Annotated in this window: 21 protein-coding genes and 1 pseudogene; 6 read left to right on the plus strand and 16 right to left on the minus strand. The window is 60.0% G+C overall.

The annotated features are described in order from the left end of the window. Positions 1-32 precede the first annotated feature (32 nt). The gene (locus QD336_RS01810; RefSeq protein ID WP_499169053.1) at positions 33-836 is read left to right on the plus strand and encodes an endonuclease/exonuclease/phosphatase family protein; all 804 of its coding nucleotides are present in this window, start codon (positions 33-35) and stop codon (positions 834-836) included. A 44-nt stretch (positions 837-880) separates the two neighbouring features. On the opposite strand, the gene QD336_RS01815 is transcribed toward QD336_RS01810, so the two are convergent. Further along, positions 881-1,384, minus strand: a complete 504-nt coding sequence (locus QD336_RS01815) for a hypothetical protein (protein ID WP_499169055.1) — start codon at positions 1,382-1,384, stop codon at positions 881-883. A gap of 209 nt (positions 1,385-1,593) precedes the next feature. Here QD336_RS01815 and QD336_RS01820 point away from each other — a divergent pair, with 209 nt between their 5' ends. Next, positions 1,594-2,880, plus strand: coding sequence for an MFS transporter (locus QD336_RS01820; RefSeq protein WP_499169057.1), 1,287 nt, complete (start codon positions 1,594-1,596; stop codon positions 2,878-2,880). A 48-nt stretch (positions 2,881-2,928) separates the two neighbouring features. On the opposite strand, the gene QD336_RS01825 is transcribed toward QD336_RS01820, so the two are convergent. From QD336_RS01825 to cysG, 5 genes are all read right to left on the minus strand, one after another. Beyond that, positions 2,929-3,741: a ferredoxin--NADP reductase gene (locus QD336_RS01825; protein WP_499169059.1), complete on the minus strand. Its 813-nt coding sequence runs from the start codon at positions 3,739-3,741 to the stop codon at positions 2,929-2,931. A 147-nt stretch (positions 3,742-3,888) separates the two neighbouring features. Beyond that, positions 3,889-4,395, minus strand: coding sequence for a DUF934 domain-containing protein (locus QD336_RS01830; protein ID WP_499169061.1), 507 nt, complete (start codon positions 4,393-4,395; stop codon positions 3,889-3,891). Between the two features lie 10 nt (positions 4,396-4,405). After that, on the minus strand, positions 4,406-6,076 hold the full coding sequence (locus QD336_RS01835) for a nitrite/sulfite reductase (RefSeq protein ID WP_269347676.1): 1,671 nt from the start codon (positions 6,074-6,076) through the stop codon (positions 4,406-4,408). 8 nt (positions 6,077-6,084) lie between these two features. Further along, positions 6,085-6,399: a DUF2849 domain-containing protein gene (locus tag QD336_RS01840; protein WP_499169063.1), complete on the minus strand. Its 315-nt coding sequence runs from the start codon at positions 6,397-6,399 to the stop codon at positions 6,085-6,087. After that, the gene (cysG, locus tag QD336_RS01845) at positions 6,392-7,855 is read right to left on the minus strand and encodes a siroheme synthase CysG (protein ID WP_499169065.1); all 1,464 of its coding nucleotides are present in this window, start codon (positions 7,853-7,855) and stop codon (positions 6,392-6,394) included. The genes QD336_RS01840 and cysG overlap by 8 nt, the downstream gene beginning before the upstream one ends. Positions 7,856-8,073: 218 nt before the next feature. Here cysG and QD336_RS01850 point away from each other — a divergent pair, with 218 nt between their 5' ends. Continuing rightward, positions 8,074-8,706, plus strand: coding sequence for a deaminase (locus tag QD336_RS01850; RefSeq protein WP_442864995.1), 633 nt, complete (start codon positions 8,074-8,076; stop codon positions 8,704-8,706). Positions 8,707-8,780: 74 nt separating this feature from the next. Further along, positions 8,781-9,626 (plus strand): nucleoside triphosphate pyrophosphohydrolase, encoded by an 846-nt coding sequence (mazG, locus tag QD336_RS01855; RefSeq protein ID WP_269347680.1) that lies wholly within the window; start codon positions 8,781-8,783, stop codon positions 9,624-9,626. Positions 9,627-9,826: 200 nt separating this feature from the next. Here the strand turns inward: mazG and hflX are convergent, their stop codons facing one another. The 8 genes and pseudogenes from hflX to dusB all read right to left on the minus strand — a co-directional run bounded on the left by hflX (position 9,827) and on the right by dusB (position 20,583). Beyond that, on the minus strand, positions 9,827-11,161 hold the full coding sequence (gene hflX, locus QD336_RS01860) for a GTPase HflX (RefSeq protein WP_269347681.1): 1,335 nt from the start codon (positions 11,159-11,161) through the stop codon (positions 9,827-9,829). Positions 11,162-11,357: 196 nt separating this feature from the next. After that, positions 11,358-11,600 (minus strand): RNA chaperone Hfq, encoded by a 243-nt coding sequence (hfq, locus tag QD336_RS01865; protein ID WP_003496145.1) that lies wholly within the window; start codon positions 11,598-11,600, stop codon positions 11,358-11,360. A gap of 184 nt (positions 11,601-11,784) precedes the next feature. Next, positions 11,785-13,170, minus strand: a pseudogene (trkA, locus tag QD336_RS01870) (Trk system potassium transporter TrkA); the annotation flags it as partial. Between the two features lie 40 nt (positions 13,171-13,210). Next, positions 13,211-14,575, minus strand: coding sequence for a nitrogen assimilation response regulator NtrX (gene ntrX / locus QD336_RS01875; RefSeq protein WP_003521348.1), 1,365 nt, complete (start codon positions 14,573-14,575; stop codon positions 13,211-13,213). Next, a complete protein-coding gene (locus QD336_RS01880) occupies positions 14,565-16,826 on the minus strand; it encodes a sensor histidine kinase NtrY-like (RefSeq protein ID WP_499169068.1) in 2,262 nt (753 codons plus the stop codon). The genes ntrX and QD336_RS01880 overlap by 11 nt, the downstream gene beginning before the upstream one ends. 147 nt (positions 16,827-16,973) lie before the next feature. Then, the gene (ntrC, locus tag QD336_RS01885; protein ID WP_279655230.1) at positions 16,974-18,425 is read right to left on the minus strand and encodes a nitrogen regulation protein NR(I); all 1,452 of its coding nucleotides are present in this window, start codon (positions 18,423-18,425) and stop codon (positions 16,974-16,976) included. Further along, a complete protein-coding gene (locus QD336_RS01890; protein WP_499169070.1) occupies positions 18,422-19,570 on the minus strand; it encodes a two-component system sensor histidine kinase NtrB in 1,149 nt (382 codons plus the stop codon). Before QD336_RS01890 ends, ntrC begins: the two co-directional genes overlap by 4 nt. Then, positions 19,567-20,583, minus strand: a complete 1,017-nt coding sequence (gene dusB, locus QD336_RS01895; protein WP_499169072.1) for a tRNA dihydrouridine synthase DusB — start codon at positions 20,581-20,583, stop codon at positions 19,567-19,569. The genes QD336_RS01890 and dusB overlap by 4 nt, the downstream gene beginning before the upstream one ends. A 276-nt stretch (positions 20,584-20,859) precedes the next feature. On the opposite strand from dusB, the gene QD336_RS01900 reads away from it, so the two are divergent. Both QD336_RS01900 and QD336_RS01905 read left to right on the plus strand, forming a co-directional pair. Beyond that, positions 20,860-22,047, plus strand: coding sequence for a bifunctional 2-C-methyl-D-erythritol 4-phosphate cytidylyltransferase/2-C-methyl-D-erythritol 2,4-cyclodiphosphate synthase (locus QD336_RS01900; RefSeq protein WP_499169074.1), 1,188 nt, complete (start codon positions 20,860-20,862; stop codon positions 22,045-22,047). Further along, on the plus strand, positions 22,044-22,553 hold the full coding sequence (locus QD336_RS01905; protein WP_499169075.1) for a CinA family protein: 510 nt from the start codon (positions 22,044-22,046) through the stop codon (positions 22,551-22,553). The genes QD336_RS01900 and QD336_RS01905 overlap by 4 nt, the downstream gene beginning before the upstream one ends. Here the strand turns inward: QD336_RS01905 and QD336_RS01910 are convergent. Beyond that, the gene (locus tag QD336_RS01910; protein ID WP_269347693.1) at positions 22,535-22,990 is read right to left on the minus strand and encodes a type II toxin-antitoxin system RatA family toxin; all 456 of its coding nucleotides are present in this window, start codon (positions 22,988-22,990) and stop codon (positions 22,535-22,537) included. The genes QD336_RS01905 and QD336_RS01910 overlap by 19 nt on opposite strands. A 9-nt stretch (positions 22,991-22,999) precedes the next feature. Continuing rightward, positions 23,000-23,569, minus strand: coding sequence for a P-loop NTPase family protein (locus QD336_RS01915; protein ID WP_269347695.1), 570 nt, complete (start codon positions 23,567-23,569; stop codon positions 23,000-23,002). Positions 23,570-23,794: the final 225 nt, after the last annotated feature.

Here is a 23,794-nt window from a genome sequence, read left to right on the forward strand (position 1 = left end):
CCGTGTCATGAGGTCCGTGACAAGGAGTGTAGATGCGTCTGATCTGCCTGAATGGCTGGGGTGGGAATCTCCATGACGAGCTTGTTCCCTATCTCTCCTCATCCGACCCCGATATTCTGTGTCTGCAGGAAGTGGTGCATACGCCAATCGCCAATGAGGATTGGCTGATCTATCGCGACCACGGCATAGACCTGCCGCAAAGAGCGAATTTCCTTCGGGATGTCGCAGATGCCCTGCCCGATCATGTGGCGATATTCTGTCCGGCGGCGCAGGGTGACCTCTGGCACGGCGAAATGCGGTATCCCTCACAATGGGGACTGGCGACCTTCGTGCGCAAATCCATTGCCGTGATTGCGCAGGCACAGGGTTTCGTTCACGGCGCCTTTTCAGCGGATGGATACGGCGATCATCCGAGATCGCGCACTGCCCATGCCATTCGTGTTTTCGATTTCAGTACCGGCCGCCCGACCGTTATCGCCCATATGCATGGCCTGCGGGACATTGAGGGCAAACACGATACGCCTGCGCGGCAGGCGCAGGCAAAACGCCTCGTCCACTTGGTCAGGACCGTTGCGGAAGAAGGTGACCGTGTCATCGTCTGCGGTGATTTCAACGTTCTGCCGGAGAGCGAGACTTTCGCCGTGCTGAAAGAACTCGACCTTGTCGAGCTGGTTACGACGCGCGGCTTTACCGACACACGAACCTCCCATTATGCCAAGCAGAACCGCTATGCGGATTATATGCTGGTCAATCCGTCCGTGCAGATCCACCACTTCGATGTGGTGAGACAGCCGGAAGTCTCGGATCATCGCCCGCTTTTGCTCGAATTCAGTTGAGACGCCGGTTTCCCACCGGCATCATTCAGGTCGGCCGAAGGCCATCAGCGCACCAGACGGATATCGCTCGTCACCACCGTTTTTCCGGTCCTGCCGTCCCTGTCGGTGGTGCGTAGCCGCAAACCGTTGTCACCGACCTTCTCGATGGTCATGGCGGCAACACGGTCACCGTTGACATCTCGGTGCCAGCGGACCGTGAGATTGATCGCATTACCCCGGCGATTGCCGGCGAGCGCTGAAGGGCGGCCGGAAGGGCCCGTATAGGTGCCGCTGTAACGCGCGCCGCTGGCAGCCAGATCGGCGGCGATGGCGCGTTTTACCACGACAAGCCCCCGGCAGGTGCCCGACATGCGCAAGGCTGTCGCCTCTGCGTCGGTACTGAGTGTGCAATTGACCTTGATTGGCGGCATGCCGATGCGGGTAATCACCGTTCCCCTGCCCGTCCATGTACCTTCCAGCGACGAAAGGAACCCGCTCTCGTCGGCAAGTACGGGATTTACGGCAAGCAGGCTTGCGAAAGATAAGATAATGGCGGCCTTCGATTTCATGGCGATCTTCCGGTGCGATTTGGTGGAAGGTAACTCGCAGATTGCGGAAAATGTTCCTGATGCGGTTTTCCGGTCGGTGACACCATTGCCGGGCAATCATTTTGTCTTCGTCGTGCAACCAAATGCCCATAGACATGGTTTGGACGCTTGGCGGCGATTTCATGCCGGTACCAGACATATTGTGAGACATATTTTTCGGAGCTTATTTCATGACGACCATCGGCGTTTCGGCACCACAGGCCAACCTTCCCTCCGGTGGCCTGCCACGCAGCGGTTTTTCCGACCGCACGCTTTTTGCACTGGCGGCGCTGAACTTCTTTCTGGCCGATGCGCGGGACGGGCTTGGGCCGTTTCTCGATGCGTTTTTGGCCACCAATGGCTGGTCGTCACTTTCCCTTGGCCTGATCGCGACGGTCGGCGGTCTGGTCGGTCTTCTGGCGACGCCGCTTTGCGGCGCGCTTGTTGATGGCACGGCATGGAAACGGACGCTGATCGCGGTGCCTGTCGTTCTGGTGACGATCGGCGCGCTGATAACGCTTATCTTTCCCGATGTATGGATCGTCTGGACCGGTCAGATCATGACCGCCGTCGTCGGTGCGGTGGTCGGCCCGGCGCTTGCCGGGCTCACGCTCGGTCTCGTTGGCGAACGGCTGTTTTCCCGGCAGATTTCGCGAAACGAGTTCTGGAACCACGGCGGCAACTTCGCATCGCTCTTCGCGACATATGTCGCCGTTTCCTTCTTCGGCCTCAATGGCGTCATCGGCCTGATGCTGCTTACGGCGGCGGGTGCGCTTGTCGCCACGGCCGCGATCGACCCTGACAGGATCGACCACAAGGTTGCGCGCGGCCTTGCCGAAGACAGGGGCGAACCCGGCCCGTCTGGCATCAATGTGCTGTTTCACGAACGCGGACTGATCCTGCTCGCCGTCATCCTGCTGATATTCCATTTCGGCAATGCGCCGATGGGCAGGCTTCTGGCGCAGGATTTTGCCATTGAATTGCAGACGCCGTTCCGCACGACTGCCATCATCACCGGCGTCGCACAGTTCGCCATGATCTTTGTCGCCGCCATGGCGCCGTGGCTCATCCGCCGCTTCGGCCTTGCCACGGTTTTCCTCGTTGCGCTCGCGGCCTTGCCGATCCGTGGTTTTCTCGCATCCGCCTTCACCGATTTCTGGGTGATTTTTCCGGTGCAGTTTCTCGATGGCATCGGCGCCGGTCTGTTAGGGATCGTGACGCCGGTGGCGGCCGAGCGGATCCTGAAAGGAACCGGGCGCTTCAATGTCGGTCTCGCCAGCGTGATGATGGTACAGGGTATCGGGGCTTCGTTCAGCAACGTCGTTGCGGGCTGGCTGGTGACGAAAGGCGGTTATGCCCTGTCACATCTGGTGGGCGGCGGCATTGCAGCGATCGCGATTGCCCTTTTCCTTGTTTACCGGCACGAGATCGCGCCGAAGCAGAATGATGAAATGGAGGCCTGGACGGCGGGCAAATAAAAAGGAGGCCTTTCGGCCTCCTTCAAAAACGTCCGTGCGGCCTCTTATTCAGCCGACGAAAGCACGTTCGATCACGAATTCGGCGGGCTTGTTGTTGGCGCCCTCGGTCAGGCCGGCTTTTTCAAGCAGCTCCTTGGTGTCCTTCAGCATGGCCGAGGAACCGCAGATCATGCCGCGATCGATGGCGGGATCGAGTGCCGGCACGCCGAGATCGGCAAACAGCTTGCCGTTTTCGATCAGCGTGGTGATGCGGCCCTGGAAGGGGTAATCCTCGCGGGTGACGGTCGCATAATGCTTGAGCTTGTCGCCGACGATCTCGTTCAGGAATTCGTGGTTGCGGATTTCCTCGACCAGATCGAAGCCATATTTCAGCTCGGCCACATCGCGGCAGGTATGGGTGAGGATGACCTCTTCGAACTTTTCATAGGTCTCGGGATCGCGGATCAGGCTCGCGAAGGGCGCGATGCCGGTGCCGGTCGAGAACATGTAAAGCCTTCTGCCGGGCGTCAGCGCATCCAGAACCAGCGTGCCTGTCGGCTTCTTGCGCATCAGGACGGTATCGCCGGGCTTGATCGCCTGGAGATGCGAGGTCAGCGGGCCATTCGGAACCTTGATCGAGAAGAACTCCAGTTCCTCGTCCCAGGCGGGGCTGGCGATGGAATAGGCGCGGTAGATCGGCTTGTCGCCGACCATCAGGCCGATCATGGCGAATTCGCCGGAACGGAAACGGAAGCCGGCCGGACGCGTCATGCGGAAACGGAACAGGTGGTCCGTATAGTGCTCCACCGACAAAACCGTCTCGGCGTAAACACCGTCCGGTATCTTGATCGCGAAATCTTCCGTCTTGGCTGGCGCGTTCATTTCAGGTTCCGTCCATTCTCATCGGTAAGCGACATTCTCCAACCGGGCAATTATACCATTTTTGCCGAAGTTTGAAGGCATGAGAATGTCAATACTGCCATGTGCGTAGGAAATATGTATTTAAAACTCATATTTCCGCGCAACGTGTCATTGCGACGCACGACGACGCCAGCTATAGGCCTCGCCACCCGCCGCCGGTCGGGCCGTCGGCTGGTAATAGACCGGGATTTCTGGCAGGCGATTTTCGGACAGGCGGCGGATCGCCGTGCCGTTCGTCACCGCAAAGCTGGTAAAGCCGGTGCGCAGCATCAGCGGCACCTGGTCGATCAGCACGTCGCCGACCGCCCTCACCTCACCGGCAAAGCCGAGACGGCTGCGCAGCAGCGAAGCGTGGCTGAAACCACGGCCGTCATTGAATGCCGGAAAGCTCACGGCCACAAGGTCGATACGGTCGAGATAAGGCCCGATCCGGGTGACATCGTCAGCCGGCGAAATCAGCACACCAAGGCCGATATCGTTGCTTTCGGCGGCGCGAACCAGGAAATCGGCGAGCGGCAACACCGGCTTCTGATCCGCCCCGGCCTTCACTTCTTCCGTTTCGATGACCCAGGGATCGTTTTCCACGAAGCCGTCGCGGTTCCAGATTTTCGTCATATCCATCTCCTCAGGCGGCTTCAGCGGCGGAACCGTAGAGCGCATCCTTGAAGGGCTGCGGTCCGACGCGGCGATAGGCTTCGAGGAAGTTTTCTTCCTTCGAAAGGCGCAAGCCCAGATAGGTATCGACGATGGTCTCGATGGCGTCGGTGACTTTTTCTGGCTCGAAACCGCGACCGATGATCTCACCGATCGAGGTATTTTCGTCACCCGATCCGCCAAGCGTGATCTGGTAGAGTTCCGCGCCCTTCTTTTCCACGCCCAAGAGGCCGATATGGCCGACATGGTGGTGGCCGCAGGCATTGATGCAGCCGGAAATCTTGATCTTCAGCTCACCGATTTCCGCCTGACGCTCCGGCGCGCCAAAGCGGGTGGAGATTTCCTGCGCCACCGGAATGGAGCGCGCATTGGCAAGCGCGCAATAGTCCAGCCCGGGACAGGCGATGATATCGGTGATCAGCCCGGCATTGGCGGTGGCAAGACCGGCGCCCACCAGCGCACGATAGACCGGTTCGAGATCGGCCAGCGCTACATGCGGCAGGATGATGTTCTGCTCATGGCTGATGCGGATTTCGTCAAAGGCATATTCCGCGGCGATGTCGGCGACGAGTTCCATCTGCTCGTCGGTCGCGTCACCCGGAATGCCGCCGATCGGCTTCAGCGAAATCGTCACCATGCCGTAGTCGGGGTGCTTGTGCGGCTTGACATTCTGCTCGACAAAACGGGCGAAGCCTTCGTCGGCCCGCTTCCAGCGCGCCAGGCTTTCCCAACCTTCCGGCCGGTCCGTCAGCGCCGGCGGGGCGAAATAGGTGGTGATGGCGGCAATATCCGCATCCGGCAGCTTCAATTCGGTGTTCTTCAGCTCGGCGAATTCCACCTCGACCTGACGGGCCAGCTCTTCCGCGCCGGTCTCATGCACGAGGATCTTGATGCGCGCCTTGTATTTGTTATCGCGGCGGCCGTGCAGGTTATAAACGCGCATGACTGCCGTGGTGTAGGACAAAAGGTCCTCTTCCGGCAGGAAGTCGCGGATCTTCTTGGCGATCATTGGCGTGCGCCCCTGCCCGCCGCCGACATAAACGGCAAAACCGATCTCGCCCTTGTCGTTCTTTTTCAGATGCAGGCCGATATCGTGGACCTGAATGGCGGCGCGGTCGCGCTCTGCACCCGTCACCGCGATCTTGAACTTGCGCGGCAGGAAGGAGAACTCGGGATGCACGGAAGACCACTGACGCAGGATTTCCGCATAGGGACGCGGATCGGCGACTTCGTCTGCCGCAGCACCGGCGAAGTGATCGGCGGTCACGTTGCGAATGCAGTTGCCAGACGTCTGCAGCGCATGCATTTCCACGCTTGCCAGTTCGGAAAGGATATCCGGCGTGTCCGAGAGGCGCGGCCAGTTGTACTGGATGTTCTGGCGGGTGGTGAAGTGGCCGTAACCCCGGTCATATTTACGGGCGATATGGGCCAGCATCCGCATCTGCTTGGAATTCAGCGTACCGTAGGGAATGGCGACGCGCAGCATATAGGCATGCAGCTGAAGATAAACGCCATTCATCAGGCGCAGCGGCTTGAACGCGTCCTCGGCCAGCTCGCCGGACAACCGGCGCTCGACCTGATCGCGAAACTGCGCCACGCGGCCTTCAACAAATGCGTGATCGAACTCGTCGTAACGGTACATATTCTTCCTCAGACTGCGATAAATGCTGCATCGGCCGGCTTGTAACCGGCGGCATAGTGCATGGTCGGGCCGGCCGCGCGGATGCGCTCGCGAAGACGCGTCGGCCAGAGCTTGCCATTCTCCTCCACGACGTCGATGAGAGCGACGTCAACGACCTTGTTGGCGGAAAAATCGCGCTTGCCGATTTCCTCGAACGAGGCCACGGCCTCCGCATGGCGGGCGACGATCGCGTCCTGCAGCTTCTCGGTCCATTCGCCATTGGCGTCGAGCCACACGGCAATACCGTCGCTCAGGCGATTGGCGGTCAAAACCTTGTCAACCATTCACATACTCCCGTTTGAGGTTCGCTGGCTTGGCTGCAAGCGCAAGCGCCTCGGATCTGTCGAAATTGGCGCCCGCAACCGCATCACCGATGATGACCATGACCGGGCCGGTCAGTTCATCGCGATGTTCGAGGTCGGGCAGATCGTTCAATGTGCCATGCAGCAGGCGGCGATCCGCGCGGCTGGCATTTTCGATGACGGCGACGGTGGTTTCCACGCCAAGCCCCGCATCGATCAGCCGCTTGGCCACCGAGGCGGCCACGCTGCGGCCCATATAGACGGCAATGGTGGCACCGGAGACGGCAAGACGCGCCCAGTCGGGCAGGACATCGCCGGTCAGGTCGTGGCCGGTGGTGAAAATCAGCGAAGAAGCGACACCGCGCAGCGTCAGAGGCAATTCGAAATCCGCAGCCGCGGCGAAAGCGGAAGTGATGCCCGGCACGATTTCATAAGCGATGCCGGCCTCGCGCAGCGCTGCCATCTCCTCGCCAGCGCGGCCATAAACCAGCGGATCACCGGATTTGAGGCGCACGACACGTTTGCCTTCCTGGCCGAGACCCACCAGCAGGCGATTGATTTCATTCTGCGATTTGCTGTGGCAGCCCTTGCGTTTGCCGACGGAGAGCCTTTCAGCATCGCGGCGGCCCATGTCGACAATCGCCTGCGGCACCAGGGCGTCATAAACGATCACATCGGCTTCCATCAGCACGCGCTGGGCGCGCAGCGTCAGCAGGTCTTCTGCACCGGGGCCAGCACCAACCAGCCAGACGCGGCCTTCGCTGCGTTCGGGAGATTGCAGCAGACGGTCAACTGCCTGACGGGCGGACGGCGTATCGCCAACCGCGACTGCATCCGCAACAGCGCCAGAGAAGAAGCGGCGCCAGAAATTACGCCGCAGGGCGCCCTTCGGCACATTTTCCTCGGCCGCATCACGATATTGCACGGCAAGACGTGCGAGTTTGCCAAGCGACGGCGACAACATCCGGTCGATGCGGGCGCGGATCATCTGAGCAAGAACCGGTCCCGCCCCTTCCGTGCCGATGGCAACGGCGACGGGTGCGCGGGCGACAAGCGCCGGCGTGAAGAAATCGCAGAATTCCGGCTGATCCACCGCATTGGCGGGGATTTTTTTCGAACGCGCAACGGTGACGATCTCACCGTCCAGCGCCTCGTTGCCGGTGGCGGCGAAGACCAGGGTGGCTCCCTCAAGCAAATGACCTGCGAAACCCAAAGCGCGATGATCGATGCCGTTTTCCTGAAGATAACGCGAAAAATCCGCTTCCGGCTGGTCGGCATAGGCAACGATATGGGCGTTGGTATTGGCGAGCAGCCTCACCTTCGCGAAAGCCTCGTCACCGTTACCGAAGACAGCCACCTGCCGTCCTTCGACCCGGAAGAAAGCAGGGAAGGTTGAAAGGCGGTCGCCAGCAGCGGAAAAATCATGTTCGTTGTGCATTGGACATATATCCCGCATTGCGGTTCAAGATTGAAGAAACAGAAATTCAAGCCTTTCCGGGACCTGGATTTTTATTTCTCGAAGACCCCGGTTTTGGAGGAAAACAAACCGGCAATGATTTTCAGGGCCTTGGCAGGGCTTTAGAATCCCCTCGGAATCCCTTGACAAAGCGGGTGCCCGCGCCGAACAAGGAACGACAATCATCTGTCGATTTCTCCATGCGAAGACCGCTTTTGACTGAAGCGGCACGAAGGATCAGACCCTTGACCAGCCAGACGCTCGCCGCCCGCCTCCTCGATGTCATCGAACACGATATTCTGCCGCTGACGGTGCGCGGCGTCAGCCTGGGCAACAAGGTTTTCGGGGCGGCTATCCTGCGTAAATCCGACCTGTCGCTCGTTGTTGCCGAGACCAATAACGAGCTGGAAAATCCGCTCTGGCATGGCGAAGTGCATACGCTGAAGCGGTTCTACGAACTGGGCGAAAAGCCGAACACCAAGGAGCTGATTTTTCTCTCCACCCACGAACCCTGCACCATGTGCATGTCCGCCATCACCTGGGCCGGTTTCGACAATTTCTACTCCTTCTTCAGCCATGAAGATTCCCGTGACGCTTTCGCCATTCCGCATGACCTGAAGATTCTGAAGGAAGTCTTCGGGCTGGAACCGGGCGGTTATCGCCGCAATAATGCCTTCTGGAATTCCTTCTTCATCGCCGATCTGGTGGAAAGCGAAAACGATCCGCTGAAAAGCACATTGAAGGCGCAGACGGCACGCATCAAGGCCGTCTATGACGATCTTTCCACCAGCTACCAGTCATCCAAGAGCGACAACGATATTCCGCTGAATTAGGACATTTCCGGGAAAAGTGCGTAGCGGTTTTCCATCCGGACAATGCGTAAACTAAAAACGAAGGTTTAGACACGATGGAAGCCTCGAAGGATATTTCCCGCCTGATCGAGATCATGGAAGCGCTGCGCCAGCCGGAAACCGGCTGCCCCTGGGATGTCGTGCAGACCTTCGAGACGATCAAGCCCTACACGATCGAAGAGGCTTATGAGGTTGCCGACGCCATCGAGCGCAAGGATATGGACGATCTTTGCGAAGAACTGGGCGATCTTCTCCTGCAGGTGGTTTTCCACGCCCGCATCGCCGAGGAACGGGGCGAGTTCGCCTTTGGGGACGTGGTGCATGCCGTCACCTCGAAGATGATCCGCCGCCATCCGCATGTCTTCGACGTCTCCGATGCCGATACGCCTGACAGCGTCAAGCTGCAATGGGACCAGATCAAGGCTGAGGAAAAACGCGAAAGGGCGGAGCGCCGCGCGCGCCGGGGCATCACCGAAGATTTCAAGGCCGGGTTTCTGGGCGGCGTGCAGCGCAGCCAGCCGGCGCTGACGGAAGCTTTAAAGCTGCAGGAACAGGCCGCCCGCGTCGGTTTCGACTGGTCTGACCCGGCCCCCATCCTCGACAAGATCGAGGAGGAAATCGCTGAACTGCGGGAGGCGCTGGCGGAAGGAAAGCCGGAGAAAGTCTCTGACGAACTCGGCGATCTGATCTTTGCGCTGGTCAATATCGGCCGCCACGTCAAAGCCGATCCGGAAAATGCCCTGCGTGGCACCAATACGAAATTCCGCAGGCGTTTCAATCACATAGAGACGTCGCTCAGCGACAATGGCGAAACGTTGAAAGAGGCGAGTCTCGAGAGGATGGAAGATTTGTGGCAGGCAGCGAAACGGATCGAGCGTTCGCTTGATGCGGTTTCGTCCTGACCACTCGGGATATGCATTAAGACAAGGAGTGCTCAGCGCTTCGAGGATTGTTTATAGAGGTTGAGAACTTCTCCTCCGTCATGCTCGGGCTTGTCCCGAGCATCTGCTGCCTATCGATTTTGAATACCGTGGCAGATCCTCGGGATAAGCCCGAGGATGACGTCGAATGTGACGAAAGCTTGCCATCGTCCGCAGAACGCTCAGCGCTCCCAGTCTTCCCGCTCGCGGATGGTCGTCTTTCCAAGCTTCCGTTCCAGCTCGGCAGCCTGCGCTTCCGAGAGGCGCACATCGAGTGCAACCGATCCGTCCTCGTGATCTTCACGGCCGTCGACGATGGAATTGCTGTAGACCCAGGAGATCAGCGGCAATTGCTCGACGGAAAGCACCACGGTGGTTTCCGTCAGCACACCGGACAGACGCTTTGAAATCTCGTCCATCAGGGCGTCAACGCCCTCGCCCGTGATGGCGGAAACGGCGCGGATATCCGAGCGACCTTCGGCGCGCTGCATGATGGCATCGTGCGCTTCCGGCTCCAGACGGTCGACCTTGTTCCAGACCTCGATGATGCGCTTTTCAGCTTCCTTCTCATCGATACCGAGATCGTTAAGAATGCGCAGCACATCCGCAGACTGGGCGGCATTATCCGGGTCGGACATGTCGCGCACATGCAGGACGAGATCGGCTTCGAGTACTTCTTCCAGCGTCGCGCGGAAGGCGGCGACCAGATGCGTCGGCAGGTCGGAGATGAAACCGACCGTATCCGACAAAATGACGGTTCGGCCATGCGGCAGTTTCATGCGGCGCAGGGTCGGGTCGAGCGTTGCGAACAGCATGTCTTCGGCGAGAACGCCCGCACCGGTGATGCGATTGAACAGCGTCGATTTGCCGGCATTGGTATAACCAACCAGCGCGACGATCGGATGCGGCACCTTGCGGCGCTTGGCGCGATGCAGCTGGCGGGTACGCACCACCTGCTCGAGTTCCTTCTCAAGCTTTACGATGCGATCCTGCAGCAATCGTCTGTCAGCTTCGATCTGCGTTTCACCCGGACCGCCCATGAAACCCGCGCCACCGCGCTGGCGTTCAAGGTGGGTCCAGCTTCGGACGAGACGGCCCTTCTGATAGTTCAGATGCGCGAGATCGACCTGAAGAGTGCCTTCCTTTGTGGAGGCGCGGCGGCCGAAGATTTCAAGGATGAGACCCGTGCGGTCGATGACCTTGGCGTTCCACTGCTTTTCGAGATTACGCTGCTGCACCGGGGTGAGCGGGTGGTCAACAATCACCAGGCCGGAATCGGTCTCATCGAGAAGATGGCCGATTTCCTCTATCTTGCCGGTTCCGAACAGGGTCGCGGGCCGCGGCTGGTTGACGGCGACGATGAGGCCCTGGGTCACCTCGAGATCGATGGCAAGCGCCAGCCCTTTTGCTTCCTCAAGCTTGGCTTCCGTGGAACGGCTGGGAGCAGCCGGGGCTGCCGTGGCGTCACGATTTTCGCGCTGCTGCTTGAGGACAGGCACGAGCACGACCGCGCGCATGTCGTCGCGGCGCTTTTCCTGCTCCGGAATGATCGATTCGTTCGAGGTGTCGCGTGTTGAAATGGGCTCGGCCTTATCCAGAAAGAATGTTACGGCCGACCGCCTCCCGACGGAGAGCCATGGAGATTAACCTGACGGGATCGGAAATGTTCCCGATCCGGATCAGTCTATTTTGAATATCCGTCAGGGAGCCTGATCAGGCCGCGCCTTCTTCGCTCTCGAACATCTGCATCGGCTGGCCGGGCATGATGGTGGAGATAGCATGCTTGTAGACCAGCTGCGAATGACCATCGCGGCGCAGAAGCACGCAGAAATTGTCGAAGGAGGTGACAACGCCCGTCAGCTTGACGCCGTTGATCAGGAAAATCGTGAGCGAAATCTTTTGCTTACGAACGGTATTGAGGAAGAGATCCTGAAGGTTTTGAGAACGTTCCGCCATGGCGCCGCTTCTTTCTTTTTTGCCGGCAGGGATACCGGAAAATAATCAATCAATAATAAGCCGGCCGAGTCTTGTCCCCCGCTTGGCCGACCTCAAACTCTGGTATCAAATCATGTTCCGTTCCGCAACGGCGAAAACAGTGTGACGACTACGAGTATTGACCCACATTTTCAATTCGGGACAGTCAAAAATATTGTATCGAAACACGGAAAAGTTGTTCCACGTCGCGCACCGCATCGGCGGATGCAAACAGCACGACACGGTCCTTCGCCTTGATTTTCGTGCTGCCATCCGGGCGGATCACCACGCCGTCGCGGTAGATCGCGCCAATGCGCACGCCATCCGGCATATCGATATCGCGGAAGGACTGGCCGACCAGCGGCGAAGTCTCCAGCGCTTCCGCCTCGATCACCTCTGCAGAGCCGCGCTGCACGGCGTAGACCGAGCGGATGCGGCCTTTGCGCACATGCTGGAGAACGCGGGAGATTGTCACAGCCCGGGGGTTGATATAGGCATCGAGCCCGAGCGAGCGGGCAACATCATGGAATGACGTACTGTTCAAAAGCGCCAGATTCGATTTGCAGCCAAGCTGCTTGGCGATCACGGCGGCCAGAATATTGGTCTGGTCGTTATTGGTGAGCGTGACGATCAGATCGGCATCCTGGATATCCGCCTGCATCAGAATTTTCTGATCGAGGGCCGAGCCATGCATGACGATGGTGTGGCTGAGCTGTTCGGAAGCGGCAACCGCCCGGTCGCGATCCGCCTCGATAATCTTCACCCGCGTTTTCGGCTGCATCTCCTCGATCTTGCGTGCGACGAAATGGCCGATATTGCCGGCGCCCGCAATCACGATGCGCTGCGCCTCCTGCTCCTCGTGGCCAAAGAGGCTCAATGTGCGGCGGGCGTGCTGGCGCTGGCAGATGACATAGGCAAGGTCACCCACGCGCAACTGCTCGGAGGAATGCGCCACCTTGAGAATGCCGTCACGATAAACACCTACCACCGTGGCGATGAGATCCGGAAACAGGCTGGAGAGCTGCTGCAGCGGCGTGTTGATGACAGGACAATCTTCCATGCACTCGATGGCCAGCATGTAGATCGTATCTTCAGCAAAGCGTACCACGTCGGTAGCGCCCGGAAAGGCGATACGCCGCAGTACCATCTTGCCGACTTCGACTTCCGGGGAAATCGTCACATCGATGGACATGTTCTCGCGGCTGAAGAGATCGGCATATTCCGGTTTCAGATAGCTCTGGTCGCGGATGCGGGCAATCTTGGTAGGTACGCTGAAGAGCGCATGCGCCACCTCGCAGGCGACGATATTGATCTCGTCATGCAGGGTTACGGCGATGATCATGTCGGCCTGATCCGCACCGGCCTTGGCCAGCATGTCGGGATGGGCACCATGGCCGACATAACCGCGTACATCCAGCGTCTCGGTAATGGCGGTGATCAGCGGCGCGGCCGTATCGATCACCGATACCTCATTATCCTCCCGCGACAATTGTTCGGCGATGCCGTAACCCACCTGCCCTGCGCCGCAAATGATGACTTTCATGCTGTCTCTCTGAAGGAATAATCGGTTACGACGACTGGGCCTTCCTCCCTTATACTCCGAGAGATTTCAGTTTGCGATGCAGTGCCGACCGTTCCATGCCGACAAATTCCGCCGTGCGCGAAATATTGCCGCCGAAGCGGTTGATCTGGGCCATCAGATAATCGCGCTCGAACATTTCACGGGCTTCGCGCAGCGGCAGTGTCATGATGTGCTGGTCGCCCTGCGCCGAAATCTTCGGCAGCATGTCGCCGATATCCGAAGGCAGCATGTCGGCCGAGATCGGCGCTTCGCCGCCTTCCGGGCGGGCGAGGATCATCAGCCGCTCGATATTATTGCGCAGCTGGCGGATATTGCCCGGCCAGTCGTGCGTCTGGAGAACGGCCATGGCGTCATCGCCGATCTTGCGCGGGCGAATGCCTGCCTGTTCTGAAATCTGGCGCATGAACATGTCGACAAGGAAGGGAATATCCTCGCGCCGTTCCGAGAGCGCCGGCACCTTGACCGGCACGACGGCGAGACGGTGGTAGAGGTCCTCGCGGAACTGCCCTTCGGCGATCAGGCTTTCGAGGTGATGGGCGGTCGATGAAATGATGCGCACATCCACCTTCACCCGCTTGCCGCCACCGACACGCTCGAACTGTTGGTCGACCAGCACGCGCAGGATCTTGTTCTGCGTTTCGCGCGGCATCTCGCCCACTTCATCGAGGTAGAGAACGCCACGATGGGCTTCTTCCAGAGCGCCCACCTTGCGGGGCTGCCCGGGCAAGCCTTCCGTGCCGAACAGCGCGATTTCCATGCGATCCGGCGTGATTGTCGCGGCGTTCAGCGCCACGAAGGGACCGCTGGCGCGCGAGGACTTCTTGTGCACCATGCGCGCCACCAGCTCCTTGCCGGAACCGGAGGGGCCGAGGATCATGATGCGGCTGTTGGTGGGGGCAACCCTGTCGATGGTCTGGCGCAGCTGCGAAACCGCAAGCGAGGCGCCGACGAGTTCAACCGCGTCACCGGTGCGCTTCTTGAGTTCCTGAACCTCGCGCTTCAGCTTGGAGTTTTCCAGCGCCCGCTCGGCAATCAGTATCAGCCGGTCGGCCTTGAACGGCTTTTCGATGAAATCGAACGCGCCACGCTTGATGGCATTGACGGCGGTTTCGATATTGCCGTGACCGGAAATCATGACGACAGGAATTTCGGGATGGCGGCTCTTGATCTCATCCAGCAACGCCAGACCGTCGAGCTTCGAGCCCTGCATCCAGATGTCCAGAAAGATCAGGCGCGGCACGCGTTCCGAGATGGCGGCCAGAGCGCTGTCGCTGTCGAAGGCCATGCGGGTCTCGTGGCCCTCATCGGAAAGAATACCCGCTACGATTTCGCGAATGTCCGCCTCGTCATCCACGACCAGAATATCAGACGCCATATGCTGCTTCCTTGTTATTTTCGCCGCCGACCGCCTCGATATAGGGCAGCAGCACTCGGATCATGGCGCCATGGCCATGGTCGAATTCGGCAGGGGCATCGTGGAGTTCCAGATACCCGCCATGTTCCTCAATGATCTTCTTGACGATGGCCAGACCAAGGCCCGTGCCCTTGTCCCGCATCGTCATATAGGGTTCGAGAATGCGGTGACGGTTCTCGACGGGAAGGCCGCGGCCATTGTCGATGATGTCAGCCACGAAACGCGAATTGGCCTCATCGAAGGATGCGCGCACCAGGATTTTACCCGGCCGCTTTTCGCCTTCCACCGCCTCAATCGCTTCCGTCGCATTCTTGATGAGATTGCCGAAGGCCTGACCCAGCATGCGGGCATCGAACATGCCCTCCAGCGGGATATCGCCCAGTTCCGTCGCGAACTTCGTGTCGGCGGCGCTGATTTCCCGGAGGAAGGCCGCATCCTTCAGGATCGACCGCAGGTCCGACTTTTCCTTCGTCGGCTTCGGCATGCGCGCAAAGGCGGAGAATTCGTCCACCATCCGGCCGATATCGCCGACCTGGCGGACGATGGTGTCCGTACACTGGTCGAAGACGGCGCGGTCGCTCTCATCGATCTGCTTGCCGAAACGGCGCTTGATGCGCTCGGCGGAAAGCTGGATCGGTGTCAGCGGGTTCTTGATTTCATGCGCGATGCGGCGCGCGACATCCGACCATGCGGTGGAGCGTTGGGCGATGACGAGATCGGTAATGTCGTCAAGGGTGATGACATAAGAATCGCGGCTATCGCGGGCATCCTCACGGGTCACCTGCACATTCAGCGTCCGCTCCTTGCCGCGTCGCATAATGTTGATCTGCTTGCGGAAATTGCCGCGGGACCAGGTGTTGGCCTCGGTCACCACCTGGTCGATCTCAGGCGCGATCTCGGAAAGCTCCGCGCCGATCAGCTGCTCGGAATTCAGCGCCAGGAATTCCTCGCCCGACGGATTGACGATGGTGATCTTGCGGTTCTCATCAACGCCGATGACGGCGGCGGTGACACCTGACAGCACGGCTTCGATGAAGCGGCGACGGTCGTCAATGTCATCCTTGGCCTCGATGATCTGCTCCTGCTGACTGCGCAGCTCCGAGACCATCTTGTTGAAGGTGCGTGACAGGCGCCCGACGTCGCCATCCACGGCGCGAACGGGAACCAGCACATGCATGTTACCGGTGGCGACGCTGTCTGCGGCGCTGATGAGAAGACGGATCGGCCGCACGATCCGGTCGGCGACCGCGATTGCCGTCCAGATGGCGACCAAAAGCACGATCAGCGCAAAACCGAGATAAAGGATCGCAAAGGCGATCTGCAGCGGCGCGCGGCCCGCCTCCATATTCTTGTATTCCGCGCGGTTCTCCTCCATCAGCCGCATCGCGCCCATCACCTTCGGGTCGACGGCGCGCACGGTGTAAAGGAAGGTGCCGCTGATGCCTTCGAGCTTGATGATGGCGCCGACAAGGTTGGTGATACCGGGCGGGATCAAGGTCGGCTGGCCGGCCGCGGCCTTTTCCAGCGCGTCATGCGGGATGGCGGGCAGCGGTTTTTCCGTCTTGAGGTCGGCCTGGGCGACGGCGTCGCCGTCCTCCTGCACCAGAAACGCGCCAAGCAGGCCACGGCCTTTGGCCTGACGGGTCATCAGCTCGACGAAGCCGGTACGGTCGAGATAAAAAAGCGCGCGGTTGCGGTCGAGGTCGGTGGCCATCGACAGGGTCTGGCCCTGCAGATAGCCGGCATTTTCCATCATATAGGCCTGGGCGATATTGCCCGATGATTCGACAATCGATTGGGTGCGGATCGAAAACCAGCGGTCGAGACCGACATTCAGCGTCAGGCTGGCGAAGATCGCCACGAGAACCGCCGGCGTGATCGCCACGATGGAGAAAAGCACTACGATGCGAACATGCAGACGCGCCGCCGCCCTGCCCTTTTTTCGCGCTTTCAGCAGCCGGTTGATTTCGCGGCCAATGAGAACGATCAGGCCGATCACGAAGATCGAATTGATCACCACCGAGGCGATGACGACATTGGTTGTCGGCGCAATCGGCGTCACGCCCATAAGCACGAAGAGGGTGACGATAGCACAGACAAGGGCAACGCCGGCGAGCACCAGCCCCGGCAGGGCGAAAGACATCCTGCGATCGGCAACCACCATTCCCGCTGCCTCGTCGGCAACGTCGTGTTCGGCGGCGGATTTCCGCATGCGCTACTCCCAATCGCTGGCCAGCCAGCACCACAATCTTGAAGTCAGGCAAGACTCGCCCCAATCGGCGAATCTCTCCTTCCTAGTGTTTTCCAAGCAACACAATGTGGCGAAAATGCAACGACAAATGCGACCTTGTCAACATTCTCAGCTGGGGCGGGAACTGCGATAGACGGAAACGCCAAGCTCTCGGATTTTCTTGCGCAGGGTATTGCGGTTGAGACCGAGCAGATCGGCGGCCTTGATCTGGTTACCACGCGTTGCAGTCAGAGCGGCGAGAATCAGCGGATATTCAAGTTCGCGCAGCACACGGTCATAAAGGCCGGGCGGCGGCAGGCCATCACCGAAGCTGGCGAAATAATCCCGCATGTTTTCTTCGACCGCCTGCGAAATGGTGAGCGAACCGGTGCGAACCGCCATCTTGTCCAGCGGGCTGTCGGGGACATCCGACTGCAGTTCCTGCTCGATGATCTCGCGGGTGATGACTTCCTGCGGATAAAGCGCCATCAGGCGACGGATCAGGTTTTCCAGCTCGCGCACGTTGCCCGGCCAGGCATAGGCCTTCATGACTTCCAGCGCCTCGCCCTCGAAACGCTTGCCCTCCAGACCTTCCTTTTCGCCCTGCTGGATGAAATGGCGCACGAGATCGGGAATATCTTCAGCACGGTCACGCAGCGGCGGCAGGCGCAGCGGTACGACGTTGAGGCGGTAATAGAGGTCCTCGCGGAACAGACCCTGGTTGATCGACTGTTTCAGATCCTTGTTGGTGGCGGCGACGATGCGGACATCGGTGCGGATCGGCGTGCGCCCACCCACCGTCGTATATTCGCCCTGCTGCAACACGCGCAGCAGGCGCGTCTGGGCATCCATCGGCATGTCGCCGATTTCATCGAGGAACAGCGTGCCGCCCTCGGCCTGTTCGAAACGGCCAGTGGAGCGATTCTGCGCACCGGTGAAGGCGCCCTTCTCATGGCCGAACAGTTCCGATTCGATGAGATCGCGCGGGATTGCCGCCATGTTGATGGCGACGAAGGGGCCGTTGCGGCGCTTGCCGTAATCATGCAGCGCACGCGCCACCAGCTCCTTGCCCGTACCGGATTCACCCGTGATCATCAGCGTGAGATCGGTCTGCATCAGGCGGGCGAGAACGCGGTAGATTTCCTGCATCGCCGCCGAACGGCCGACGAGCGGCATGCCGTCCTGCATGTCGTCATCGAGCTTGGCCGGCTTGCGCTTTGGCTCCGAGAGCGCGCGGCCGATGATGGCGATCAGCTCCGTCAGGTCGAAGGGCTTGGGCAGGTAGTCGTAGGCGCCCTTTTCCGAGGCCTTGATGGCCGTCATGAAAGTGTTCTGGGCGCTCATGACGAGAACCGGCAGGTCCGGGCGAGCCTTCTTGATGCGCGGCAGAAGGTCGAAGGCATTTTCATCCGGCATCACGACATCGGTCACGACGAGATCGCCCTCACCTGCCGAAACCCAGCGCCAGAGCGTTGCGGCATTGGAGGTGATGCGCACGTCATAACCGGCGCGGCTGAGCGCCTGGTTCAGCACCGTGCGGATTGCGGCATCATCATCGGCGACGAGGATCGTAGCTGTCATCTGTCATTTCCTGTCGTGTTCGGCAAAGAGCTGTCGTCAAGCGCCACTTCCCGCGAGACGGGCATCAATACGCGGAAAGTCGTGCGGTGGTTCTGGCTGTCGCATTCGACAATGCCGCCATGGGCACCGATCAGCTTGGCGACAAGCGCCAGGCCAAGGCCCGAACCATTCGTCTTGGTGGTGATGAAGGGATCGAAAAGATGCGGCAGCAGATCGGAGGGAACCCCCGGGCCATTATCATGCACGCAGAATTCAAGCGGCAGCGAGATACGCTCGCGGCTGCCGGCAACCGAAAGCCGCATGCCGGGACGGTAGGCCGTGGTGAGGATGATCTCGCCATCCGGCTGGTTGCCCACGGCCTCGGCCGCATTCTTCACGAGATTGAGGAAGACCTGCACCAGCTGGTCGCGATTGGCATAGACCGGCGGCAGCGACGGGTCGTAATTCTCGGAAATCTTGATGTTGCGGGCAAAGCCGGCCTTGGCGATGGCCTTCACATGATCGAGCACCGAATGGATGTTGACCGGCACGCGGTCCACCGGCCGCTCGTCGGAAAACACTTCCATGCGGTCAACCAGCGAGACGATGCGGTCGGTTTCGTCACAGATCAGCCGCGTCAGCGCCCGGTCTTCGTCGGCAACGGAGGTCTCCAGAAGCTGGGCAGCGCCGCGAATGCCGGAGAGCGGGTTCTTGATCTCATGCGCGAGCATCGAGGCTAGGCCGGTGACCGAGCGGGCGGCGGCGCGATGGGTCAGCTGGCGGTCGATCTTGTCGGCCATCGACCGTTCCTGGAAGACGACGACAACCGATCCCGGTTCGCTGACGACGGGCGCAACGTAGAGATCGACCAGCTTGTCCTGGCCGAGGCGCGGGGAACTGAGATCGACGCGATATTCGTTGACCGGCGCGCGACGCTCCCGCACCTGATCGATCAGCGCCAAAAGCGGGCTGCCGAAGGGAATGAAGGTGGACACGCGATAGCGGGCAAGATGGGAGGCGCTCGCTCCGAAAAAGGCTTCGGCTTCCCAATTGGCGAATGCGATGAAACCTTCGCCATCCACCAGAATGACCGGGTTCTGCACCGCGTTCAGAACCGCCATGGCGAGCGGGTTCGCATCTGCCGGGCTGTGTTTGTCAGCGCTCATGCGGCCTTCCTTGCGGCGTCTTCGCCCGCATTGTCGCTAAGGGCGGAGCGCAGCAGATCCGCCACCTCCCCCGTGTCACGCGATGTCATGATTTTTGCCTTTTCGGGCGTGGCAATGTCGGACGCGGAACGGTCGAGATACCAGCCCAGATGTTTGCGGGCATGCCGGAGACCGGCTTCCCTTCCGTAAAATTCCAGCATCATCTCGTAATGTTCGATGGCGATGGCGGGAATATCCTCGCGCTGCGGCGCTGCATGTCCGGCGAGCACCGCCGGCAGCCAGGGCTGCCCCTGTGCGCCGCGGCCGACCATGACGGCATCCGCACCGGAACGGCGCAGGATTTCGCGCGCATCATCGGCCGTTTCCACATCGCCATTGGCGATCAGCGGCACGGAAATCACCTCGCGCACAGCACGGATGGCATCCCAGTCTGCCCGCCCCTCATAAAACTGCATGCGGGTGCGACCGTGAATGGTGATGAGCTGAACCCCTGCCGCCTCGGCACGGCGAGCAATCTCCGGTGCATTGATGGTGTTTTCGTCCCAGCCGAGCCGCATCTTAAGCGTTACCGGTACATCAACCGCGCCAACCGTCGCCTCGATCAACGACAGTGCATGGTCGGGATCACGCATCAAAGCCGAGCCGGAATAACCGCCCGTCACCTTCTTTGCCGGACAACCCATATTGATATCGATGATGCCGGCGCCGTTATCGGCGGCAATCTTCGCGGCCTCAGCCATGAAATGTGCCTCGCGCCCGGCAAGCTGCACCATATGCGGAACCATGCCGGCATTTTTCAGCCGTGCCCAGGATTCGCCCCTGTTAGCGACGAGTTCGCGACTTGCGACCATTTCCGTCACGACCAGACCCGCGCCATAACGCCAGGCCAGCTGCCGGAACGGCAAATCCGTCACGCCCGACATGGGCGCCAGCACCGCACGATTACGGATCGTGACTGAGCCGATGCTGAACGGTTCTGACAACTCCGGAAGATGCAATTGATGATCTTTCATGCAGAAGGGTTATTTGCATTATTTTTAGACAGTGTTTGTGCGGTTGCCAAGCACTTTTAGAGGGTTGCACCTTTTATTTGCTGGGCGGCTGCCTGCCTGTTTTGCTGTCGGCAGCAATTTGTGCAGGTTCAAAGGCGCGATGACGCTCGATCCTGCGACATGCAGGGGCGAATGCGCGTCTTATCGGGCTGGCCATCCGGGTTTTGAAACGCTAGAGCAGGACTGTCAACCGCTAAGGGTTGCGCACAAAGCATATGACCAATGCAGGAAAGTACTATGAAATTCGGCATCGTCATCGTCGCCGCCGGACGCGGTGAAAGGGCAGGCTCACCCGAGGAAGGGCCCAAGCAATATCGTCCGATCGGCGGCAGGGCCGTGATCGAGCATACATTGGCGACTTTCCTCGGCTGGAACGACACCTGCCCTATCGTGGTCGTCAGCCATGCCGACGATGCGGCGCTGCTGTCGCCGATCCTTGCGCGGGTTGATGCTGGCGAGCGGATCACCACGGTAACGGGCGGCGCGACACGCCAGCAATCGGTTCTGGCCGGGCTGGAGGCGCTCTCCTCGCACGGCCTCACCCACGTGATGATCCACGATGCCGTGCGGCCTTTCGTCGCCACGGACATGCTGGAGCGTATTGTGGCGCTGCATCGCGCGGGTGCGGGGGGCGTTCTGCCTGCCCTGCCCGTCACCGATACGCTGAAGCGCGGTACGGGCGATCGCGTCGTGGAAACGGTTTCCCGACAGGGGCTTTATGCGGCGCAGACACCGCAGAGCTTTAATTACAGCGATATTCTCGTCGCGCATCGCGCCGCAGCCAGCTCTGGCAAGACGGATTTCACCGATGATGCATCGATTGCCGAATGGGCGGGACTGACGGTGACGCTGACCGAAGGTTCGGTCGACAATGTGAAACTCACTCTCAAGCGGGATATCGCCATGGCCGATGAAAAGCTCTCCCACGCATTGCCCGATGTGCGCACCGGCAATGGTTACGACGTGCACCAGCTGGAGGCCGGCGACGGCGTGACGCTCTGCGGCATCTTCATCGAACACGACCAGAGACTGAAAGGCCATTCGGATGCGGATGTGGCGCTGCATGCGCTGACGGATGCACTTCTCGCCACCTGTGGCGCCGGCGATATCGGCGATCATTTCCCGCCTTCCGATCCGCAATGGAAGGGGGCCGCCTCGCGCATCTTCCTTGAACATGCGGCAAAGGTCGTGCGCGACAATGGCGGCACGATCATGAATGCCGATGTCTCGCTGATTGCCGAAGCGCCGCGCATCGGCCCGCACCGTCAGGCCATGCGGGAGGCGCTCTCCGACATGCTCGGCATTGCGCTGGAGCGCTGCTCGGTGAAGGCGACGACCAATGAGACGATCGGCTTCGTCGGCCGCCGGGAAGGCATAGCCGCAATCGCCACCGCTACCGTTGTCTATCGAGGCAGACCGTTATGAGCCTTTTCCCTGAAGACATCGAAGAACTGGCACGGCGGATCATCACTGATTTCACCGCCCGTGGTTTGATGGTCTCGACGGCGGAAAGCTGTACCGGAGGACTGATCGCCGGCGCACTGACGGAAATTGCCGGCTCCTCCGCCGTCGTCGATCGTGGTTTCGTCACCTATACCAATGACGCCAAGCGGGACATGCTGGGGGTTGGCGCCGAGACGCTGGCGACATTCGGTGCAGTCTCACGACAGACCGCGTTGCAAATGGCGCATGGCGCCCTCTTCCGGTCGCGCGCGGATTTCGCCGTGGCGGTGACCGGCATTGCCGGTCCGGGCGGCGGTTCAGCCGAAAAGCCGGTAGGGCTGGTGCATCTGGCCGCCAAGGCGCGTTCTGGCGGGTGGCAGCATAAGGAGATGCGTTACGGCGAGATTGGCCGCACCGAAATCCGGCTTGCGACGGTGAAAACCGCGCTTGAGATGCTGATTGCCCTCAATCAGGCTGGGTCGGTGTAGATTTTGTCGGCGCGGGTCTCGAAGGCTTCTGCGAACATGCGGAAAGCCCGGTCGAACATCGAGCCCATCACTGCACCCAGCAACCGGCTCTTGAATTCATAATCGATGAAGAAATGAATGGCCGTGCCGCCATCTTCGGCCTCTTCGAAACGCCAGCGATTATCGAGATATCTGAACGGCCCATCGATATATTTCACATCGATGGCGCGCTCGGCCGGATTCAACAGAACCTGTGTGGTGAAGGTTTCGCGAATGGCCTTGTAGCCCACCGTCATATCCGCCACCAGCAGCACCTTGCCATCCCGTTCCTTGCGCGAGCGGACGACGAGCGCTTCGCAAAGGGGCAGAAACTGCGGATAGGTCTCCACATCGGCGACAAGGTCGTACATGCGGTCTGGCGAGTGTTTGACAAAGCGATGCGTTTCGAACTGGGGCATAAGCGGCAGTTAATCCGCGATGCGAAGAAGATCAAGAAGGCGGCGAAACTGTTTTCGGCTTTTCAGCTGGAATACCGGCACACCCTGACCGTAAAGGGCGAAATTCTGCTCGAAGATCGGAGCATGGCGACGTTCGAAATTCCAGATATAGCGCAGGAAATCGACGTCTATCCTTTCCGGGCATCCTTCGGCCATTTCCGGCCGCGCCTTGCCATATCCCCTGATCGCCCGGCTGACGGCGCCCCACAGGCAGAGCCAGCGCGGCATGCGCACCCACACAACGATATGTGACCTCGGCAGGCGCATGTCAAAAGACGATGGATTGCTGCCATCCATCAGCCAGCGCTCCTCGGTGATGATGGCGGCGATCCTCTGCCGTTGCTCCTCACGCGGGCGCGCCTGCCAGCCGGGCAGCCAGAAGACTTCACGGTCCATGGAGATGTAACGAAGTCCGAAATTGCGCGCGAGCTTCTGCGAAAGCGTCGATTTGCCGCCGCCGGAGCAGCCGACGACCAGGATGCGTTGCGCCCCGGCGATGATCGTCGCGGCATCTTCCACCCTGTGAAGATAGTTCGGCATTTCATAAACCTCATCTGACCGCTGGATATATTTCCGCCACGCAATAGCCACCGGGCACGGTGTTGTCGTTGCGCATGGCAGTTACGGAAAATTGACTATTGCAACCCCGTCTCAGGGATTGCTATTTATTTGCGTCTAATATTACACCCACTGGATGCAAACGCGCCGGGCCCTCCCGATTTCCCCGCGCCTCTTCATCCTTGGGTTCAGACCCGATACATAACC

It is taken from the genome of Rhizobium sp. BR 250 (assembly GCF_047445855.1).
Taxonomy (GTDB): domain Bacteria; phylum Pseudomonadota; class Alphaproteobacteria; order Rhizobiales; family Rhizobiaceae; genus Agrobacterium; species Agrobacterium tumefaciens_I.